Origin of the sequence: Dysgonomonas sp. ZJ279 (genome assembly GCF_011039205.1) — a bacterium.
Lineage (GTDB): Bacteria > Bacteroidota > Bacteroidia > Bacteroidales > Dysgonomonadaceae > Dysgonomonas.
On the sequence record NZ_JAAKEL010000007.1, the window covers coordinates 99,135 to 121,101 of the forward strand.

Below are 21,967 nucleotides of genomic sequence, written 5' to 3' on the forward strand. Positions count from 1 at the left end.
CTAAATTTTGTACTCGCAATTAAAATAGTAACTAAATTATAAAGAATAATTCTATGGTACACTTAGTTTATTGTGATGATAAAGAGAACGTATTAGAAAAGATACTTTTGCGAAAAAAAACAATGATAGTCCGTGGTGCAGCAGGAAGAAAAATACCCCATAGCAGAGTATTTTCTAATGATACTTTATATTTCATAAAGAAAGGATCAAAGAAGATTTCAGCTAAAGCTACAATAACCAATGTCGAAAACTATGTTAAGTTAACAGACTCAGAAACTCAAGATATTCTTGAATCCAACCAAAATAAACTCAATCTGACTGATAAACAAAAAGAACGTTGGCACAAAAAATGCCTTATTCTTGTTGAATTTACTAATGTAGAAGAAATAGAACCAACTCTAGACTTCGATCATCAAGGGAATATGGATGATTGGTTGATTTTAACAAAGATAGAAGATGTAGTTGTAGGAACAAGCATTCCGTATAATTATGACAATAGTAGATTTAAGTAACTGATAACTAACAATAATTATTCAGTATTTATCAATAAAATGTAGTTACTTTCTATTTATTAATCGGTTCTTAAGAATTAAATTATAAATCTCATCTCTGAAATTTCGGGCTACAGGTATTTTATATGATTTTACGTTCAACTGATTTCCATCAATAGCATCTACCTGATTAATATTTACAATATATGAACGGTGAATCTGCTGAAAAATATCCTGAGGTAATGATTCGTATAGTTGTTTCAGAGTAGTATATACTACTTCTTTGGACGAGACAGTCTGAATGACAACATAATTCTCCATGCTTTCAATAAAGAGAATATCTTTGAACAGAATCTTTTTTAACTGCTTGTCGCTCTTCACAAATATATACTCATTCTCTTCTTTTTGTTCCGTTTGTAACAAGTCATGAACCCTGTTGACCGATTTCAGGAAGCGATCAAAAGACACAGGCTTCAAAAGATAATCCACTACATCAAACTCATAACCTTTAAGAGCGTATTGCTCATAAGCTGATACAATAATTACTTTAGGTGGATTTGTCAGGTTCGACAGCAGTTCAAGTCCTGTCATCTCTGGCATTTCAATATCAAGAAATATAAGATCAACCTGTTGGGTCTTCAGCATTGTGTTTAGCTGAACAGCATCTTCACACTCCCCTATCAAGGTAAGGAAATCTATTTTTTCGATATAACCCCGTAACCCTTTTCTTGCCATGGGCTCATCATCTGTAATGACGCATTTTATTTTCATATCAATCTGTACTTATCGTCAAATTAACAACAAACATACTTTCTGTTTGTTTAATCTCTAAGTTATATTTATTTGGATACAACAGATCGAGGCGTCGTTTTAAATTCTCAATACCTATCCCTTTATCCTTTTTGTTGTTCGTATTTTGAGATGGGGATATTGAATTTTTTATCTCAGACTGAATTTGATTTCCGTTTAACCTCATTTCCAGTTGTATTCTGTACTCGCCTCTTACATATTTGAAGGCATTTTCGATCAAAGGCTGGAACAATAGAGGGTGTATTTTTTGCTCTTTCAATTCCGGGTCGAAATGCAAATCCAGAACAAGCCTTTCGCTCGTCCGTAACTGTTGAAAAGCAATGTATGACTTCAGGTAATTTATTTCCTGTTCCATTGTTACCTCCTTTTCTATATCATAGAGCTGATATCTCAACAGGTCTGACAACTGTTCGATACTTTGTTTTGCTTCCTTGTTTTTTTCATCTACCTGAAAATAAATCGTGTTTAAAGCATTGAATAGAAAATGTGGGTGGTATTGAGATTTCAGGAATTTTAGTTCGGTTTCTAATTGATCGACTTTTACTTTTTCTAATTGAAGGCTTTGTTCAACAAAACTTTTAGATAAAATCCGATTGCGTATCATCGTATAGTAGAGAAGCAATAGAATAGATCCTGTCACATTAATCAATAGTGATTCCCGCCATCTAAAATCCATCTCGGTTATATAAAAAATAATAAATATATGGATGAAATTTAAGAGGATGAAGTTTATCAGAAAAACAAACACGTATTCTTTCCAGTTTGCTCTCTTTTTATCTTTGTTTTTATTAATAAAAAGCTGAGCCATTCGTTGATAACCATAGCTTGCTAAATAGAAAGTAACAACAGTTATACCTAAAGACTGTAAACGTGCTTTTAAAGTAAAAGCACCGAACTCCCATATTCGTTCATCATAAGCAATATCCACAACAATAAATAAACACACTGAAAGTGTTAATGCGATAAAGAAGCTATTAATCCATTCGTGCTTTAAGTTCATTTGCTATTATTTTTCATCTTTAATGCTACAAATCTATTCGTTTACTTTCTTTTATTTTCATTTTACACTTACACGAGGGCGATTAGAATGAAAGATATTGTATGCGTAAATATACATACTAAATTTTGTAATTAGGGCAGACAATACAACGAGCATATGCCAAACCCCAAAACCGCTTGTTAGCTGACGTTCTTCTTTTTATTTAAGCCTTTCAAATATCAAAGAAGAAAATGCCCTGACTCCAATCCTGATACACTCTTCATCAACCCCAAAATAAGGAGCGTGCATCATTGCTATAATTCCTTTTTCGAAATTAGAACCTCCGAGGAAAAAATATACTCCGGGTATTTTTTGTTGAAAATAAGCAAAATCATCATTCGAATAAGGAACTTGTCCGTAACAAGCTGTAACAATTCCTTTTCCATAAATACTATCAAGTACATTTATTGAACTATTTGTCAGTTTTGGGTCGTTCTGAACAATCGGATTCCCTCTTATATATGAAACGGAAAGTAATTGGGGAGAATAATTTTCGTCTTCGATTACTTTCTTAATAGTAGGAATGATATTTTTTAATCTGGCTGAATCAGTTTCAAATAATTGAGCTTCAATGTATAATTTATCGTTTTCAGAATAAATTCTAAAATATTCTTCCGCAATTAAAAAGTCTTTGAAAATGGTGTTCGGGTTTGTTAATCCAATCTCAGGGTCAATAAGCGACTGTAGTTCCCATGGTTTACTTCCGTCTTTCGATCTAATTAATGAATTGCGAATTTTGGTTGCGAGTTCTTTTGCTTCCTCTTCGGATAGCGTGTTTTTAAGTTCTATTCTTACTTCTTTCTGGTAAGGAAACATTTCATTCGGCTTTACCAATATTTGCCCAACCGATGCTGGTGTTACATGAAGTCCATAAATTTCATCAACCTTAAATTTAGTAATTAATCCATTTTCAAGCATACCTTTTGCTCCTTCAAAGGTTTCCTCTTCCGGCTGAAAAATAAAATAGACTGTACCTTGCAGGGAGTTTTTGTTTTTTGCCAGAACTTCAGCTATTCCTAATGCAATTGTCATATGTACATCATGCCCGCAACTATGTTTAACGCCCTTTGTCATAGACTTGAAGTCAACATTATCCGGAGAATCATCCGGTAAGGCATCCATGTCAGCTCGCCAGGCAATATTTTTACCTTTTTTCTCTCCTTCTAAAATGCCTACAATGCCATATCCATAGATGTCAGTTTCAACACGAAGTCCTAATTCTAATAAATGTTTTTTTATAGCCTCCTGTGTTCTCTTTTCTTCACTCGAAAGTTCCGGATATTTATGAAAGTCTCTTCTGATTTCAACTAACCTGTCAAAAATACTATCAGTTTCAAGTCGAATGGATTGATGAATTCTATCTGATATTTCCGTTTGTGCCGATATACTGATTGACTGAATCAGTAAAATAACTAAGATGTACATTTTATTGTATTTCATAACTTACTGTTTTTTTGATTTCAGTCTCAAAACTAATCTGAAGCAACACGATTTTCAAATTAATCTGACGAACGGAATGATTTACTTGATGAAATGCAAAAAGCTCTATCTCCTATTAAACATATCTTAATAGTATAAAAAGATATTTTCTGTCAAACAAAATATTATGTATCTTTGCAACATGACAAAAACATTTAAATCGGATTTGGTTTTATAAACAATCTGTACTTCTGATACAGATTGTCCTTTCGTATGTTCTCGAATAATCTTTCGAGAGTATCTTCTATTGTAAAAATTTCAATTTTAAACTCGCATACAATCAAAGGCATTGTTATGTCTACTATTGTATGCATATACATAACAATAATGAGTAACGAAAATAAAACAATTCACGAATTCGAATTAAATTTAATCTGTGATTTCTTTTCAACTACAAAACGACAAGGACCCGGAAGTCCCGAAGTAACCCTTAAAGCCCTTAGCTTTATAGACAATCTTACCGATAAATCCCTTATCGCCGACATCGGTTGTGGGACAGGTGGGCAGACAATGACGCTTGCCGAACATGTTAAGGGAAAGATTACCGGACTCGATTTGTTCCCTAAGTTTATAGATATATTCAACGACAATGCCGAACAATTGAATATTCAGGACAGAGTTAAAGGAATTGTCCGTTCAATGGATAATCTTCCCTTTCAAGATGAAGAGTTAGACCTGATTTGGTCGGAAGGAGCAATTTATAATATCGGTTTTGGACGAGGGCTGAACGAGTGGCGTAAGTTTCTGAAAACAGGAGGATATATTGCCGTTTCTGATGTCTCGTGGTTTACCGAGAAACGTCCGGCGGAAATTGATAATTACTGTATGCAGCAGTTTCCAGAAATGGATACGATTACCACCAAAGTAGCTCTGATACAGAAAGCAGGGTACATTCCTGTTGCTACTTTTATTTTGCCTATAACTTGCTGGACAGAGCATTATTTTGCTCCGCTGAGTAGAGCTCAAGAGCTATTTCTAGATAAATATGCAGGAAATAAAATCGCCGAAGAATTCGTAGCGTTTCAACGTTATGACGCTGAAATATACCACAAGTATAAAGAATTTTACGGTTATGTATTTTTCATTGCAAAAAAGATAGAGCAATGATTCATTTAAACACTTACGGTTGGAATGACAAGTTAAACCAGCTAAAGCAAGAATCAGCATATAAAGCTCTTTCTCATGGTCGTGTAACAGTAGTACATCGAACATGCTACGAAGTTATTTCCGAAAGCGGACTGCATCAATGTGAATTAACGGGAAATATGATGTTTGGCAAATCAGACTTTGAATTGCCTTGTATGGGTGATTGGGTTATTTTTCAACCATTCGATGAGAATAAAGGGATTATAGTTGATATGCTGCCCCGCGAACGGATACTGTATCGCAAAAAAAGCGGAACAATTGCCGATAAACAAGCCATTGCTTCTTATGTGGATAAGGCATTTATTGTACAAAGCCTTGACGATAATTTCAATATCCGTAGAGCCGAACGTTTTATGGTTCAGATATTAGAGGAAAAAATCAAACCTATATTGGTACTCAATAAAGCCGATTTAGATTTTGATAAACAGAAAATTGAAGAACATGTTAAACACATAGCTCATCAAATGCCTGTATTTTTCACAAGTATTCATCAACCCCAAACGATTCTCCAACTACGGGAATTCATAGCAAAAGGAGAAACTGTTGTGTTTGTCGGTTCATCAGGTGTTGGGAAAAGTTCTCTGGTTAATGCACTTTGCGAAAAATCGGTATTGCTCACGTCCGATATAAGCGTGTCTACGGGAAAAGGGCGACATACTTCTACCCGTCGGGAAATGGTATTGATGGACGCATCAGGTGTCTTAATCGACACTCCCGGTGTTCGGGAATTTGGATTGGCTATTGACGATCCTGATTCACTTGCCAAAATGTTAGAGATTTCTGACTTTACGGAATCATGTCGTTTCAAGGATTGTGAACATATCAACGAGCCCGGTTGTGCCGTTTTAGAAGCAGTAAACTGTGGTATATTAGACCCTAAAGTTTATGAGAGTTATCTTAAGCTTCGGAAGGAAGCATGGCATTTTTCTACTTCGGAACACGAAAAGCGTAAAAGGGATAAATCCTTTTCTAAACTTGTAGACGAAGTAAAAAAACGCAAAGCGAATCTCTAATCTCTATTTAAGAAGTGCGGGTATTCTTTGATTAGAATACCCGCACTTTATATTTGTGTAAAAAGTCAAGCATAAAGATTACAAGAAATAATAAAGCCGATAGAACAACTCTATCGGCTTTATATATAACATTATAACTGTTTTTATTTTATCTTCTCTATTATCTCATCCATTGCCTTAGCCAATCCATCCGCATCTTTACCGCCGGCTGTAGCGAAATGAGGCTGTCCCCCACCCCCACCTTGGATATGCTTAGCAGCATCACGAATTATTTGCGATGCATTTAATCCACCAGCAACTAAATCGTCACTGATCATAAGGGTCAGCATCGGTTTATTTTCCGAATCGGTAGCACCTATAAACACAGAATTTTGAGTGAATTCACCTCTCAATTGGAATGCAATATCTTTAGCTACTTCAGCAGGGAAAGAACCTTTGAGAATAAATAGATCCATCCCGTTAATAGACTGTTTTTTACTGATGACAAGATCTTTAAGCTGAGCTGTCTTTTCTTTCACATATTCCTCCATCTTCTTTTTCATCTCCAGATTTTCGTCGAAGAATTTATGAAGAGCCTGTGTCAGATTAGGAGCATTATTAAATAATGACTTTATCTCTGTCAGAATATCTTGTTGTGTATAGAAATAATCTTCGCACACATCCGCTGTAATAGCCTCAATACGACGAATACCCGCAGCAATAGAGCTTTCGTTAATTATACGGAATGACCCTATACGACCAGTAGACGATATATGTGTACCTCCGCATAACTCCACCGAATCACCAAAACGCACTACACGTACCTCGTCACCATACTTCTCGCCGAAGAGAGCCATTGCACCCATCGCTTTTGCTTCGGAAATAGGCACACAACGTTTTTCGTCGAGTGTAATGTTTTCGCGAATCTTACTTGTTACATAACGCTCTATTTTTCGGATTTCCTCATCTGTCAGCTTTTGAAAGTGAGAAAAGTCGAAACGCAAAACCGAAGGGGATACAAATGAACCTTTCTGCTCTACATGATTACCCAATATTTCACGTAATGCTTCATGCATCAAGTGAGTAGCTGTATGATTACATTCTGATGCCGTACGATTTTCTGTATTGATACGTGCAACAAAAGTAGCAGTCAGATCGCCCGGAAGTTTCTTTGCTAAGTGTACAGCCAGATTATTTTCGCGTTTTGTATCAATTATTTCAATTTTCTCATCATCATTTATCAGCCAGCCGCTATCTCCTACTTGCCCTCCCATTTCTGCATAAAACGGTGTGCGGTTAAGTACTATCTGATAGAACTCGTTATTCTTCTGCTTTACCTTACGATAACGCAATATTTCGGCTTCGCATTCGGTAAAGTCATAGCCTACAAACTCTGGATCACCTTCTTTAAGAACTGTCCAGTCGCCGGTTTCTACAACAGCAGCATTACGTGCGCGCTCTTTTTGTTTTTGCATTTCCACATCGAAACCTGCATTATCTACCGACATGTTATTCTCGCGAAGGATAAGTTCTGTAAGGTCAAGCGGGAATCCATATGTATCATATAAAACGAAAGCATCTGCACCGTTCAATACGGTAGAGTTTTTCGCTTTTGTTTCAGTTATTTGTTTATCGAGTAATTTAATACCTGTTTCGAGCGTACGAAGGAACGATTCTTCCTCCTCCTTTATTACTTTCTCGATAAGTGTTTGTTGTTTTATAAGTTCCGGATAAGCATCACCCATTGTTTCTATCAATGCAGGGATCAACTTGTGCATAAACGATTTATGCTGATCGAGGAATGTATAACCATAACGCACTGCACGACGAAGAATACGGCGAATAACATATCCAGCCTTGGCATTCGATGGCAACTGACCATCTGTTATCGAGAATGCGATAGTACGAATATGATCGGCAATAACGCGCATTGCAATATCTTTCTTCTCATCCTTGCCATATTCACTATTTGTAAGTTCGGCAATCGCCTTTATTATAATCTGGAATACATCCGTATCATAATTCGATATCTTGCCCTGCACAGCCATGCAAAGACGCTCAAATCCCATACCTGTATCGATCACTTTGGCAGGAAGAGACTCCAGCGATTTATCAGCCTTACGATTGAATTGCATGAATACAAGATTCCATATCTCTACCACTTGCGGATGATCGTTATTTACAAGAGACACACCGCTTACTTTTGCTCTATCGGCATCAGGACGAATATCCACATGTATTTCGGAACAAGGACCACAAGGACCAGTGTCTCCCATCTCCCAGAAATTATCTTTTTTGCTTCCATTGATAATTTTATCGGCAGGAAGGTATTTCTCCCAATATCCTGCGGCTTCGTCGTCACGAGCCAAGCCATCTTCGGCACTGCCTTCGAATACGGTTACATATAATCTGTCTTTATCGAGTTTTATAACTTCGGTCAGATATTCCCATGCCCATTCAATCGCTTCTTTTTTGAAATAATCGCCAAACGACCAGTTACCAAGCATCTCGAACATGGTATGGTGATATGTATCGTGCCCAACTTCTTCCAAATCGTTATGCTTTCCACTTACACGAAGGCATTTTTGTGAATCGGCAATACGTGAATATTTGATAGGCACATTACCCAAGATAATATCTTTGAACTGATTCATACCGGCATTGGTAAACATCAGTGTAGGATCATCTTTAATAACCATCGGAGCTGATGGTACAATCTGGTGACCTTTCGATTGGAAAAAGGTTTTGAACGAATCTCTAATTTCTTTAGAAGTCATGATCAATAATTATAAATTATAAGCGATATTTAAACCGGCAAATGTAAATATAGATGTCTAAAATTAATTCTCAAACGGATGAATATGATAGAACATTGAACACTAGCCTGTTAAATTCGTTTTTCAGTTTCTTAATATATTCGATTTGCAAAAATAGCTCAAAAACTTTACTTTTGCCGAACTCGCATATATAAATATGCAAGATTAATATAAAATGAAGCGAAAAGTATATTATAAATACAATCCACAAACACTAACCTACGACAGAATATATCCTAGTATAAAGGATCGATTCTTTACTGTACTCCGACATCTTTTGTCGGGAATCCTCATTGGATTCGGGGTTTTCTGGGTCACAATATACTTTCTCGATTCGCCGAGAGAAAAAGAGCTAAAGAAAGAAAATCAACTGGTGCAGGCGCAATATAAGATACTATCGAAACGGATGGATGAAGTCTCCAACGTATTGAGAGACATTCAACAACGGGATGACAATCTGTATAGAGCTATCTTTCATTCCGATCCTATTTCTTCTTCGATACGTAATTCGGGTGTAGGCGGTCTTGGCAGATATGATTACTTGATGGAATTATCAAATCCTGATCTAATAGTGCAAACAACAAAGAAAATGGATTTAATTTCCAAACAATTATATGTACAATCCAATTCTTTTGACGAAATTGTAAACATGGCTAAAAACCAAAAGGATCGTTTGCTACATATTCCGAGTATTCAGCCTGTATCCGATAAAAGTTTGAAACAAGTGGCATCGGGATATGGTACACGCATCGACCCTATATATGGTACACCACGCTTTCATGCAGGGATGGACTTTGTTGCACAAACAGGTACGCCTATCTATGCAACAGGTAACGGTACTGTTATCCTAGCAGACTGGAAGCAAGGGTATGGAAAGTGTATTATGATAGACCACGGATATGGTTACAAAACATTGTATGGCCATCTTAACGAATACAGTGTTCACGCTGGACAAAAAGTAACACGGGGTGAAAAGATAGGCGAAGTGGGAAATACAGGAAAATCGACAGGTTCACATCTACATTACGAAGTGCATGTAAAAGGACAGCCCGACAATCCGGCCAAATATTACTTTATGGATCTTACTCCTGCCGAATACGATAAGATGCTACAGATTGCTGCTAACCACGGACAAGTAATGGACTAATTATATGGCAAGAATCGATTTTGAAAAAGATAAACGTTTATATTTTGCGCTCAGAGATGTAGCACAACACTTTGACGTGAACGAATCGCTCCTTCGGTTCTGGGAGACAGAGTTCGATATAATCAATCCCCGCAAAACTCCGGGCGGTACTCGCCAATACACAAAGAATGATATTGAAAATATTGCCGTTGTATTTCAACTTGTCAGAGAAAAAGGCTTAACGCTCGAAGGAGCTCGCCAAACACTGAAGCACAAGAAAGACGAGGAGAGCCGAAAAATACAAGTTATTCATAAACTGGAAAGTATCAGAAATGAACTGAAAGACCTTGAGCGTGAGTTCGAGGGATTGGAATAATTTTATGCCCCATTCGTAACTCACGACAAAAATCAAACATCAAAAGAATACCAACCTTTTTAGAATTGGAAGTATATAAATGGTTGTGGTCCGCTAGACATCGTAGCATAAATCAGCCACATAACCAATCCGAGACATACAGCTTTCAGCACTAAAGGCATTCTGCCGAATCCTGCTTTGATCATATTTACAAAGTTTTCGGGAAGGAAGTGTAAGATATATCCTATCGCGACAAGAATAAATACATTCTTATATCCATCTATTACAGCCCACCATTCAGACGGTATAAATGTTAGCTTAGCTATATTAGCTATCACATTGCTTGCGTTCTCGAAGCTGCTGGCTCTAAAGAATATCCAACAAAAAGCCACTAAATGAAACGTGATAAGGATGCGGATAAAACGACCAAAAACATTTGTACCCGACAATGGTATATATTGTTTAGTAAATCTTTCGACTGCCAATAATCCGCCGTGAAGCCCTCCCCATATTACGAATTTCCATGATGCACCATGCCATAATCCACCGATAAGCATCGTAAGGAACAGATTGACGTAGGTTCTTATTTTTCCTTTTCTGTTACCGCCCAATGATATATAGAGATAATCTCTCAGCCACGACGATAGTGATATATGCCAGCGACGCCAAAACTCGGTAATCGACTGTGACTTATAGGGAGTTAGGAAGTTGGCAGGAATAGTGAAGCCCATCAGTAACGACAACCCGATTGCGATATCGGAATAACCCGAAAAGTCGCAATATATCTGCAATGTATAGCCATAAACGGCCATTAGGTTTTCGAACGAAGAGTAGAGTTGAGGTGCGTCGAATATACGATCGACAAAGTTAGTCGATATATAGTCGGATATAACAGCTTTCTTAATCAGACCAATAAGTATAAGGAACAATGCTTTATTTGCATCTTCCTTTGTAAGATGTAGTTTCTTATACATCTGTGGCAAGAAGTCTTTCGCCCTGATAATAGGCCCGGCTACTAATTTAGGGAAGAATGCTATATAAAAGCAAAAATCGAGTGTCGATTTAGCAGGCTCCATCTCCTTACGATAGAGATCCATCGCATAACTTATGGCTTCGAATACGAAGAATGAGATACCGATAGGTAGTATGATGGTCTGAAACGAGAAGTCACCGTTAAACATCGAATTTATATTATCGATCAGGAAGTTGGTATATTTGAAGTAAGCCAACATCGATAAATTAGCTACGATAATAGTCGCCAATAATAGCTTTTGCTTTTTCTTATCCTCCTGATGATACATTATCCGTGAAAGGATATGTGTAACAATAGCACAGATGAGCAGCAATAAGAAATAATTCAGCTTGACAGTATAAAATCCGAGATCTATATCCATTGTATTTCCTCCAGCTTTATAATAAAAGAAGAGGGAGAAAACAATCAGGTATATTTTGCGAAATAATTCGTGCCTGTCTGATTTGACCAAAACATATCCTGCATAGAAGAATAAAAATAGACCCAAGAATAATCCAGAGTTGAAAAGTAAAGGATGAGTCGGATCGTATTTAAACCATGACGAAAGAGTATCTGTACCGCCCACCAATTTATCAATATAATCCGGCAAATATATATCGGTGATATTTAGAATCGTTTTCAATTTTTCTTAGTTTCCTTAAAGTTATTGTATGCTTTGATAAAGTCGGAAGAAAACATTTCTCCCTGCACTTGATATCCTTTAGATGTATAATGCACATTATCTCTGGCAATTAAGCCTGAATACTCCCCTTTGGGTTTTATGCCCGACAGCCCCCCCATACGTGTATAGAGATCCCATATAGGCATATCATTCAGTCCCATAAGCGCAACGCTATAATTGGTAACGAATGAATTAGGACGGCGGCGACGAAACATCGAAGGTGGAGGAGTCATTACCAGAATAGTGGCATTGATATTTAATTTCTTTATATTAGCTACAAATTCTTTCAGCTGATACATATATTCGGTTACAGAAAGCCTACCGAACGACTCATTAGTACCAAACGAAAGAATAATAAGATCGGGAGCGAGGAGCGGTAATTGTTTAAAGAATAAAGGGTATTTATTGTAATCGGACATCTTTGCCCCATTTACTCCTATAGTATGGTAAATAATACCGGGCTCATTGTTCTCTATTACAAAACCATTGAGATTGTACATTGTTTGCTGCCCGTCAGGGAGGATCATAATACGATCCATAAGCGAATCACTAGTGTAAGACGAACAAAATGGCTGGGTTTTTAACATTACAAACTCAACATCATCTTCCACTTTCAACTTCTTTGTCGGTACTGCAACCCGTGTTCCTTTGGTCGGTATTTTAAGACTTTTACCTGGATGAATCATATCCGACTTCATGTTATTAGTCTTTTTTATCTGAGCTACCGTAACTCCATATTTGCGACTAATAGCTGATAAACTCTCCCCTTTTTTGATTGTGTGCGATTTCATAGCCCCTTCCGCTGTAACCATCGTAGGCGTAGCAGCAACCTCTGCTAATTCGGCTGATACCGACATTTTAAAATTAGGTTCTTCGGACGGATAAATTATCTTTACTGTGTTGAATTTATATTTTTCCTCGGCTGTCAATTGTACCACAAATTCTGAAGAAGATGTATATAGAGCAATTCCACTAAGCCCTATCCCAACATCTGCCACAGGATAAACATTCAACAAACTTTTCCATGTAGCATCGCTTATGTAACGCACACTGCGTGTTCCATTGGTTCTCAACAAACTATATGGAAAGGTAAAACCATATCCGCCATTTCCAAATATCTGCTGCAACGATTCGCGGATGGTATTCGTGAAAATATCGGCTTGAATATGAGAATCACCAATATGCACAATATTTACTTTGCCACTTTTATTTTTTTCGAGATTATACAATTTATTAAAAACACCATCGAGCAACCCTTGATTAGCAATATATACGTTCTTAGATTCCTTCTTCTCATCAGGATTGCTTGCCCACAGAACAGTGGTGTACAAACAAAAAAATGAAAGTAATATATATATTGATAATATTTTTTTAAATTGCCCCATCAAAATGTTATTCGTTTAGATGTTCTTCTTTATACTTGCTAAATCCTTTGCCTATTTCGTCGTAAATAAGTTTAGCTACCTTTTTAGATCCCGTAGCATTGAAGTGAGTATAATCTTTTCCTGCCAGATTTTTCTCATCTACCCACTTAGCCATAGAACCTTCGCCACCCATCAGACTATAAAGACTGATAAACCCTGCTCCTGTTTTGCGTGCGTAGTTTTTCTGAGCATTGGCTAAAGGCACAACAGCAGGATCTGTCTGCATCACACCATCTATTTTAGTCGCCTTATCGGCTGTGGATATAATCAGAATATCAGCATTCGGGAAACAAGCACGCAGATTCTCAACAACTTTGGTCATATTCTTCTCATACCAACTATAATTGAGTGTTCCATATCCCAATACATTAGCTCCATAATGCAGTACGACGAGATCGTAATTCAGCACATCGTCAAAAGCATTCATCAGATTTACATTCAATATGGAAAGCGGCAGACCTGAATTTCCCCTCATAGAATAATTATCGACATGAACCCCTTGCCCGTCATCGAAATTGAATCCATAAATGGGAATAGAATCTGTTTTATGGAAATTGACTTGTAGCGATTTTGTTGTAGAAGCGACAGGGAGAGTATTCAGCAGTTTAGTCGGATTCAATTCCTTTGTTACGATTGAATCTTTACCCGATTGAATAGTTACATAAGCCTGATTATTGGCAGAACGACCATAGAATAATGTCGGTCTGAATAACGACGTTGAATGGCGCTGACTTTGTGCCCTATATTTCACCCAATTACCTTCACCATGAGCAAAGAAAACCTGTCCGTCGATTCCGAAAGGTCTTGCCGGCTTCTTCACTTTTACGAACGACTGGGTAGTCCATGTCTTAGAATGCTGATGCGAAACAGAACCACGAGCATTGGCTGAAAGTGATGTTATTGCAACAAAACCAACACCTTGCCCCCCATAGTTATCTTGAAATTCGCTGCGGACATCCTGAACAATATAGTCTCCATCGTTCATCGAGTCACCGAAATATGCAACACGCACTTTGCCTGTTTTGTCTTGCTCCAAGACATGTAATTTAGCATAGAAATGTTTGAGATTATTATATCCTTGGGCACGGATAGAAGGGTCTAAAGTCTCATCGACCGCTTCTGTTTGATTATTATTGAGAGTATCCCGCACAGCCACTTCTGTTGTATCAGCAATAGCCATTTCAGTTGTATCTGATACTGCTTCGAGCATCATGCTATCCATTACTATATTAGAATTGGATGTTACCTGATCGGGAAACAAACGAGGAGGTAATGCCGTTTTGAAGCCATAGAACGCAGCAATGGCTAATAGAATTAATATAATTATTTTCCCAAAATAGGAATCTTCTGATGTATTCACTGTCAGCAATTTAATCTATTGAATTTAATTTGTAAAAAAAGTAAGTTCATTTAAGGTGTGCAAAGCTAATTACTTTCTTTTAAATTTAAAGATATTGATTGTGAAATTAAGTAAAAGAATATATCTATGTCCATTTTTGGATCTCTCATTCTTCCAAAGGAAGGCTCTGAATACCTACTGCTTTCATTGCTGTCATTTCAAACTGAAAGGAGAAATCTATTTGTCACTACATACCAAGATGACAGAGATTATTAATTCCTAATTATATTTTGCTTTAGCAGTAATATGCTCTATTTCGATTTTGAATACAGTTGTCCTCCCCCATGATTTATCCATATATTTCTCGCCTAATTCTTCAAATCCGGGTGAATATTTACAGACTAATAGACGCAATGCTTTTCTCTTTTCGTCGTCCGACAAATCCGATATTACTTTACCAAAAGAGATCACGCTCTCGTACAAAGTCGTAAATTGATTTGCAATCGGCTTAGTAACTCCCACCACACAAAACGATACTTTATCATTTTGCTTCATTACGTCGAGCTTTTGCCCATCGGGTGCACAGTGAAAATAAAGACTGTTTGTTTCCTCATCGAAAGCATAACTGAGAGGAATACCATAGGCATAACCGTTCTCAGTTGTGCCAAGACTTAGGAAACCATATTCGGAAGTCCGAAGCAGCTCGGTGATACGTGCCTGATCTTCCAATATTCTATTTTGTCGTCTTACTTCTCTAAACATAATTCTTTATTTACCAATATAAATTTTCGGTTTTCTTCCTTGGTGTTTTCACGCCTTCCATGGGGAATCCGATAACGAAACTATGCGTATAGTGATGTGTATGGATACTATTTATTTTTGTCTGATAGTATGAACCTAAATAGCCTACCCTAATAATATACTTATTAAGAGGAATATCTGCAGTTATATAATTACGCAGTGCACGTTGATTGTGAAAGGACGAAAAATTAACGACATCGACCGAATTGCCCAATGACATTTCATAATAAGATTGTCCGTACCGTGGAGAAAATAGCACACCTGCAACGGGTGTATCTATTTGCCAACGAACAGCAAATTTATCGAAACGATAAGAAGCAATAGCTGATAAATTAAGATTGGTATATGCTCTGGCTGATGCCGGATTATTGCCATTACGTTCGTTGTAAAGAACACCTCCGGCAATATCCCACAACCCACCTGCCCCAAGTCGCAATCTATTAGTCTGGTAGAACTGATAATGACCACCCAAGCGGTAGTTACCTAATACCCAATATTCTGATGCGTTCTTAGCCGGGTTATCGCCCTTAGCCACTTCCAGGTCTATGATTTGCTGTTTATAAAAACGATAGTCGAACCATGTAGTGCGGCGCATTCGCTCATTCATTACACGAATGGATGTACCTTTATATTCGAGTGGCGATAGATAAGTGTCGTACATATTGGCAGAACCAATACCAACCAGATACGAATTATTCGTTATTAATAATGGAACAGAATCTACATCCTGACTCCACAATGAAGCACTATTCAATGAAAAGAAACTGAATATAAGACTTAATAAAATTGATATTCTATTCTTCTTCACCATCTTTGAAGAGCGATTTTTGTCCGGTTATTTCATCTAATATATCAGATATAGGTCTATTATCTATTTCGTCGTCATCGTCATCTATCTGCACCTCGAACTTCTTCTCTTCTATTTCTTCCGGTTCAGGAAAACGAGTTGGTTCCAATTCTTTTATTTCGCCAATTTCGAACGTAGACAAACGTTTACCTTTAGCCTTAAATCCTTTTACTGCAATAAACTCATCAGCATCTATTTCCAATGATTCGCGGAAACTATCGCGACCACCGAATATTACTTGGAAACGGGGATAAACAACATCAGATAACAAGCGAAGTTTCGACTCCGGATTATCACCCAAGAAGTTTTGTTTCTTGGCTGATGGTTCGAATGTAAATCGTTTTAAATAAATATATTTCTGATCGGCATCGAATAGTACAGCAGTCCAGTTTTTATGCGGATTAAATTTTTCGATACGTATAATACCCGAATCGTAGTGATTGCTCAAATCAAAGTTAGTTGTATAAAAATCACCATTATCGTGCACTACCAGTATTTGATCGTCACTTTGGAATTCACCTAAGAATGTGCCACGTTCATCATAATTCAAGCGTAACACATCCTGATCGAACCATACTTTACGCCCACCAAGTGTAGAGCCGCCCTTTTGCTTCAACGATATTTTATGAACTTCGGCTTTAGTCAATATATTACCCATCGACTGACGTCCTTTGATAACAATATCGCTAAAGTCTTTCTCGAATACCAGAATCTTCTGACGTGGTTTCGGTTTTAAGATTACGCGTATTGTTTCGGCTTCACCATTCGGATTGGCGCTGAAATAGACAATACGTGAACCCGGCTCACCTTGTGTTACGTCATATTCTTTATCGCGGGTAATTCCTGTTACAGCAAAACGTTTGATATAATCGAATCCATTCTTGCCATTACGATACACAACGTTGTAAATTGTTCGTTTGTCGTTGCGTCTGAATACATTGAGGTACAATACATTCTTACCAACGAACATCTTATCGCAGACTTTTACAATCTTATATTTTCCATCTTTATAGAAAATAATTACATCATCGATGTCGGAGCAGTTGCAAACGTATTCATCCTTTTTCAAAGCTGTGCCGACAAAGCCTTCTTCACGATTGATATATAGTTTTTCGTTCGCCTCGACCACCTTTGTTGCTTCGATGGTGTCGAAACTACGAATCTCTGTTTTACGAGGGAAATTCTTTCCGTATTTTTCTTTCAGCATAACATACCACGAAATTGTATAATCTACAATGTTGGCGATATTATGATTTATCTCTTCTATCTGCTCCTTGTATTTAGCAACCAGTTCATCTGCTTTCTCAGAGTTAAACTTAAGGATACGTCCCATTTTGATTTCCATCAGTTTGAGAATATCTTCACGTGTTACCTCCCGAATAAATGATTCTGCAAATTTAGCTAAACGCTTATCGATATGCTCTACGGCAATATCCATATTCTTGGCATTTTCAAACTCCTTGTCTTTATAGATACGTTCTTCGATAAAGATTTTTTCGAGCGATGAAAAATGTAAGCTCTCTTCAAGTTCAGCCTTCTGAATTTCTAACTCTTGCTGAAGGAGCCTCTGCGTATTTTCAGTTGTAGAACGAAGAATATTACTTACAGTCAGAAAGTAAGGTTTATTATCTTCTATCACGCAACAGTTGGGAGATATGCTTATTTCGCAATCGGTAAATGCATACAGGGCATCTATTGTTTTGTCGGACGACACACCTGCTGCCAGATGCACATGTATTTCGACATTGAGTGCTGTAATATCGTCTACCTTACGTATTTTGATTTTTCCTTTTTCGTTGGCTCTCAGTATAGATTCAACAAGAGAAGTAGATGTACGACCATAAGGAATATCGCTTATGATTAATGTCTTATTATCAAGCTTCGATATTTTTGCACGAACTTTCACCGAACCCCCACGCTCACCATCATTATATTTGCTTACATCAATATATCCTCCCGTTATAAAATCAGGATAAAAAGAAAAGTCTTCTCCTTTGAGATGAGCTACTGCTGCATCGCAAAGTTCATTGAAATTATGAGGAAGAATTTTGGATGACAGACCTACAGCAATACCTTCAGCTCCTTGTGTCAAGAGCAGAGGGAACTTTACAGGAAGTGCGATAGGTTCTTTGTTCCGACCATCGTAAGACGGCTTCCAATCCGTGGTTTTAGGGTTGAATAGTACTTCGAGCGCAAATTTAGATAAACGTGCTTCTATATAACGTGGTGCTGCTGCCCCATCTCCTGTAAAAACGTTACCCCAGTTACCCTGACAATCGACCAAGAGATCTTTCTGCCCCAACTGAACCAAGGCATCACCGATAGAAGCGTCCCCATGAGGGTGAAACTGCATAGTATGCCCTATCACATTGGCAACTTTATTATACCGCCCGTCATCCATCCTTTTCATCGAATGAAGTATACGACGTTGAACAGGTTTCAGTCCATCTATAATATGAGGTACGGCACGCTCGAGAATCACATAGGAGGCATAGTCCAAAAACCAGTTTTGGTACATCCCTGAAAGGTGCGCCTGACTGTCTGTGTCTTTTACGGGAACTTTATAATCGGAACGCGAGCCTGTTGTTTCTGTTTCATCTCCTGCAACGGAGTTTTCATCTTCTATGTTGTCCGGCTCATCAATAATATCTTCTGGAAGCATGCAAAAATTCTTGTTTAAATAGCTATCAATCTAAAACATCCCAAAGATACTTTTTTTTGGTTTGAAATCAAAATGAGAATAACGAGGAAATTGTACATTCTCAAATAAAAAAACATCCATTATTTGCATCATGTAAGCAATATTGAATCGCTATTTTTCACAACTTTAACTTAACCTCTTTTTAATATATCCAGATTATAGTTTTTTAGCCACACAATAAACTACATTTACATCTCAAACCAATATTTATATATTATGGGCGAAAAACGATTCAAAAGAGAAGAAAAAAAACCTAAAAAGGAAAAGGCAAAAGTGATAGCCGCACAACCTCAGATGAAACAAGAGGATAAAGACAAAAAGAAAAAAGGTTCTAAATAGTATAGAAAAAGCGAGTGGAAAACTCGCTTTTTTATTTTTGCTGCAAAAATACACTTACTACCCACGAAATATTTCCGTATTTTACTCATTATTAACTTTATCTATTTAAATATAGAAGGAATCCATAGAACTTTATCAGGCAGATAGATGTTAATATTATGTGTTTTTCATAGTATTAGATTTAAGGTTAACAATGAAGATTGGTTGTCGTGAGACAACCATTTCTTTTTTTATAACATATTGATTCTTAAATACTACTTTTGAAGGAAATACTAAATCCTACATAATTTACTACATGAACTTGGTTTATATTACTTAATTCAAAATTTCAAAGATATACAATGTATTACTTATAAACGCCTATTTTATATAGAGTTGAAAGAAACTTTTATATAGTGTTTATCGTTCTAAGTAGTATCATCATGTAGTCCTATATCTTACTACTTTTTCTTCAACTATGATACTACTATTCTTATCGCTATTTAATCAGCAGGATCCACTCGTATAACAATTTCTCTATCTTCCGATATCACATATGTATAGCTTCCGGTAATTGGCATGGCTTCATATCTAGTCTCATTATCACTTGCATGCACATATCCCCCTCCCATTAATAGAAGGTCAATTGTTATTATACTCCCTTTCTTCACAGAGATAATATTACTCATAACATTCAAATCTTGTGTCGTGTAGCCAAATCCATTATCATACCTGACGGTCGATCCGAAATTCCATTCAGTCGGAGTTTGCAAATGAATAATAACACTATGATAAGCAGCAAATTGGTCACTTGCAACTTCTGTTTTTCCGGTAGAATCATTAGCGCTTGCTCCAACAGTAATAAAGAGCACTAACATAAAAAAAAGAATCTTTTTCATAATAATTTGTTTTAAAATGGGGTTAATGATGCAATATAAATAAAATATTTAATAAACAAAAGAGTGGCTAGCTACTAAAAATACAAACAATCCATTAATTAATAATAATTCATATTTAGCAGACCTTTATAAAAGATGTGTGTTAAACTTTATATTTGCAGAATAATTTTTTAATATTTTAATGTTATGAAGAAGATTCGTTTGTTATTTGCCATTTCGCTATTCTCTACATCCATTTTTTCTCAGTGGAATAATAACGGGGATAATAGCACCACAGGAACTTTGAAGATTAGTTCATTAAGTTCAAATAGTAGCAATGTTAATACCATAGAAATAAGATCACACGCCTCTAATGAATCTTATCAAGGTATAAACTTCAACTTCGACAATCTGTTAAAATCATATATAATATCTCAGATAACGCCCCAAAATGGAAGGGTAGATTTGAAATTCAGGACAATGAATAGTGCAGGAATTGCTTCACAAATGATATATACAGGAGATAGTGATTTAGGGATTGGCACTACTCCCAAATCAAAACTCGATGTAAATGGAACTATCCGTTCTAAAGAAGTTAAAATAGAAGCTACAGGTTGGTCTGACTTTGTTTTTGATAAAGACTATATGCTACCTACTCTTTCAGAAGTAGAGAGCCATATCAACGAATATAAAACACCTCCCAGACATTCCATCAGAAAAAGAAGTAATCGAAAATGGAATTAATGTAGTGGAGATGCAAGCTAAACTATTACAAAAAATTGAAGAATTAACCTTATATGTAATAGAGCAAAATAAACAAATAGCAGCACAGGACGAACGTATTAAGCAATTGGAAAAATAGATACTGCTCTAACTGATAATCTTAAAATATTCAAAGAAATCCGAGCCTAGCAGTTCGGATTTCTTTGTTGCAATGCAATATCAAGAAGCAGAATGCCTTAACTAATCAAATAATCACTTATCCCTTTTTTCCTGTTAAGGGGAAAGGAAGAAGATAAAAGCCCGTACTTATTTTAGTACGGGCTTTTATAGTTATTATAGGCATATTTATTCGGATATTCCCTTAATTCTTTTATATATCATGAGTGTCTTCGCACAATGCATATCCTAAACAGTTTATATCACCACAATTAGGTTTACTCGGACCACAACCACAAGAGGGCTTATTGCCTCCTCTAGTATTATTCATTTGTTCTTTGGAGAGCTTAGAATTAAAGAATACAGTGTTTGATAAAGTTGTTTTTTCCATAATACATATATTTTAAAATTAGACTTAACAATATTAAGAATAAATCAGCAATTATGTAAAATGTTTAAAAACATAGAAAACTCTCTGAATAGCAACCTTTCACTGTTCAAAAATTAGTGATAAATTAAGCACAATACTACTAAAATAAAAAAGGAGCCAGATCACTCTAACTCCTTTGTACACACGAGGGGATTTGAACCCCTACACCGTTACCGGCACTACCCCCTCAAAGTAGCATGTCTACCAATTCCACCACGTGTGCGTACTCGCTATAAAATAGCTTTTAAACAAAAAATGTGACTACTGTCACATTCGAGCGAAAGACGGGGTTTGAACCCCGGTCGCTATATATTTGAAAATAAATCTTTTCCAAATTAGAAAAAAGACCGGGTACCGATTTAGTATCTTTTATTTGTCGTGAATTGTCAAACAGATGTCCGC

The 21,967-nt window shown here is 36.6% G+C and carries 19 protein-coding genes and 1 tRNA gene; 7 read left to right on the top strand and 13 right to left on the bottom strand.

Features of this window, described 5'->3' with window-relative positions:
- The first annotated feature begins 53 nt into the window (after positions 1-53).
- Positions 54-512 carry a hypothetical protein gene (locus tag G7Y57_RS10410; RefSeq protein WP_165023518.1) on the top strand — a complete coding sequence of 153 codons (459 nt, stop codon included), beginning with the start codon at positions 54-56 and terminating at the stop codon, positions 510-512.
- A gap of 45 nt (positions 513-557) precedes the next feature.
- On the opposite strand, the gene G7Y57_RS10415 is transcribed toward G7Y57_RS10410, so the two are convergent.
- From G7Y57_RS10415 to G7Y57_RS10425, 3 genes are all read right to left on the bottom strand, one after another.
- On the bottom strand, positions 558-1,262 hold the full coding sequence (locus G7Y57_RS10415; RefSeq protein ID WP_165023521.1) for a LytR/AlgR family response regulator transcription factor: 705 nt from the start codon (positions 1,260-1,262) through the stop codon (positions 558-560).
- 1 nt (position 1,263) lies between these two features.
- Positions 1,264-2,301 carry a sensor histidine kinase gene (locus G7Y57_RS10420; protein WP_165023524.1) on the bottom strand — a complete coding sequence of 346 codons (1,038 nt, stop codon included), beginning with the start codon at positions 2,299-2,301 and terminating at the stop codon, positions 1,264-1,266.
- A gap of 198 nt (positions 2,302-2,499) precedes the next feature.
- On the bottom strand, positions 2,500-3,780 hold the full coding sequence (locus tag G7Y57_RS10425; protein ID WP_185153933.1) for a M20 family metallopeptidase: 1,281 nt from the start codon (positions 3,778-3,780) through the stop codon (positions 2,500-2,502).
- Positions 3,781-4,146: 366 nt separating this feature from the next.
- On the opposite strand from G7Y57_RS10425, the gene G7Y57_RS10430 reads away from it, so the two are divergent.
- Positions 4,147-4,926: a class I SAM-dependent methyltransferase gene (locus tag G7Y57_RS10430; protein WP_165023528.1), complete on the top strand. Its 780-nt coding sequence runs from the start codon at positions 4,147-4,149 to the stop codon at positions 4,924-4,926.
- On the top strand, positions 4,923-5,978 hold the full coding sequence (gene rsgA, locus G7Y57_RS10435; RefSeq protein ID WP_165023531.1) for a ribosome small subunit-dependent GTPase A: 1,056 nt from the start codon (positions 4,923-4,925) through the stop codon (positions 5,976-5,978). Before G7Y57_RS10430 ends, rsgA begins: the two co-directional genes overlap by 4 nt.
- A gap of 143 nt (positions 5,979-6,121) precedes the next feature.
- Here the strand turns inward: rsgA and alaS are convergent, their stop codons facing one another.
- Positions 6,122-8,737, bottom strand: a complete 2,616-nt coding sequence (alaS, locus tag G7Y57_RS10440; RefSeq protein WP_165023589.1) for an alanine--tRNA ligase — start codon at positions 8,735-8,737, stop codon at positions 6,122-6,124.
- 211 nt (positions 8,738-8,948) lie between these two features.
- Here alaS and G7Y57_RS10445 point away from each other — a divergent pair, with 211 nt between their 5' ends.
- Both G7Y57_RS10445 and G7Y57_RS10450 read left to right on the top strand, forming a co-directional pair.
- Positions 8,949-9,920 (top strand): M23 family metallopeptidase, encoded by a 972-nt coding sequence (locus tag G7Y57_RS10445; protein WP_165023534.1) that lies wholly within the window; start codon positions 8,949-8,951, stop codon positions 9,918-9,920.
- 4 nt (positions 9,921-9,924) lie between these two features.
- Positions 9,925-10,275 carry a MerR family transcriptional regulator gene (locus G7Y57_RS10450; RefSeq protein ID WP_165023537.1) on the top strand — a complete coding sequence of 117 codons (351 nt, stop codon included), beginning with the start codon at positions 9,925-9,927 and terminating at the stop codon, positions 10,273-10,275.
- A 59-nt stretch (positions 10,276-10,334) separates the two neighbouring features.
- Here G7Y57_RS10450 and G7Y57_RS10455 read toward each other — a convergent pair whose 3' ends face one another.
- The 6 genes from G7Y57_RS10455 to G7Y57_RS10480 form a co-directional block, all read right to left on the bottom strand.
- Positions 10,335-11,852, bottom strand: coding sequence for an MBOAT family O-acyltransferase (locus tag G7Y57_RS10455; RefSeq protein WP_255491418.1), 1,518 nt, complete (start codon positions 11,850-11,852; stop codon positions 10,335-10,337).
- 53 nt (positions 11,853-11,905) lie between these two features.
- Positions 11,906-13,333: a LysM peptidoglycan-binding domain-containing protein gene (locus G7Y57_RS10460; protein ID WP_165023543.1), complete on the bottom strand. Its 1,428-nt coding sequence runs from the start codon at positions 13,331-13,333 to the stop codon at positions 11,906-11,908.
- A gap of 7 nt (positions 13,334-13,340) precedes the next feature.
- Positions 13,341-14,732, bottom strand: coding sequence for a GDSL-type esterase/lipase family protein (locus G7Y57_RS10465; RefSeq protein WP_255491412.1), 1,392 nt, complete (start codon positions 14,730-14,732; stop codon positions 13,341-13,343).
- Positions 14,733-14,990: 258 nt separating this feature from the next.
- Entirely contained in the window at positions 14,991-15,473 is a 483-nt protein-coding gene (locus G7Y57_RS10470) for a pyridoxamine 5'-phosphate oxidase family protein (RefSeq protein WP_165023549.1), read from the bottom strand.
- A 10-nt stretch (positions 15,474-15,483) separates the two neighbouring features.
- Positions 15,484-16,323 carry a DUF3316 domain-containing protein gene (locus tag G7Y57_RS10475; RefSeq protein WP_165023552.1) on the bottom strand — a complete coding sequence of 280 codons (840 nt, stop codon included), beginning with the start codon at positions 16,321-16,323 and terminating at the stop codon, positions 15,484-15,486.
- Positions 16,307-19,021: a DNA gyrase/topoisomerase IV subunit A gene (locus G7Y57_RS10480; RefSeq protein ID WP_165023555.1), complete on the bottom strand. Its 2,715-nt coding sequence runs from the start codon at positions 19,019-19,021 to the stop codon at positions 16,307-16,309. Before G7Y57_RS10480 ends, G7Y57_RS10475 begins: the two co-directional genes overlap by 17 nt.
- Before the next feature lie 255 nt (positions 19,022-19,276).
- Between G7Y57_RS10480 and G7Y57_RS17985 the strand changes: the two genes are divergently transcribed.
- Positions 19,277-19,399: a hypothetical protein gene (locus G7Y57_RS17985; RefSeq protein ID WP_255491413.1), complete on the top strand. Its 123-nt coding sequence runs from the start codon at positions 19,277-19,279 to the stop codon at positions 19,397-19,399.
- A gap of 482 nt (positions 19,400-19,881) precedes the next feature.
- Here the strand turns inward: G7Y57_RS17985 and G7Y57_RS10485 are convergent, their stop codons facing one another.
- Entirely contained in the window at positions 19,882-20,277 is a 396-nt protein-coding gene (locus G7Y57_RS10485; protein WP_165023558.1) for a hypothetical protein, read from the bottom strand.
- A gap of 186 nt (positions 20,278-20,463) precedes the next feature.
- On the opposite strand from G7Y57_RS10485, the gene G7Y57_RS17990 reads away from it, so the two are divergent.
- Positions 20,464-21,000 carry a hypothetical protein gene (locus tag G7Y57_RS17990; protein WP_255491414.1) on the top strand — a complete coding sequence of 179 codons (537 nt, stop codon included), beginning with the start codon at positions 20,464-20,466 and terminating at the stop codon, positions 20,998-21,000.
- A gap of 349 nt (positions 21,001-21,349) precedes the next feature.
- Here G7Y57_RS17990 and G7Y57_RS10495 read toward each other — a convergent pair whose 3' ends face one another.
- Positions 21,350-21,526, bottom strand: coding sequence for a hypothetical protein (locus tag G7Y57_RS10495; RefSeq protein ID WP_165023561.1), 177 nt, complete (start codon positions 21,524-21,526; stop codon positions 21,350-21,352).
- 178 nt (positions 21,527-21,704) lie between these two features.
- Positions 21,705-21,788: transfer RNA gene (locus G7Y57_RS10500), tRNA-Leu, on the bottom strand.
- Positions 21,789-21,967 lie beyond the last annotated feature (179 nt).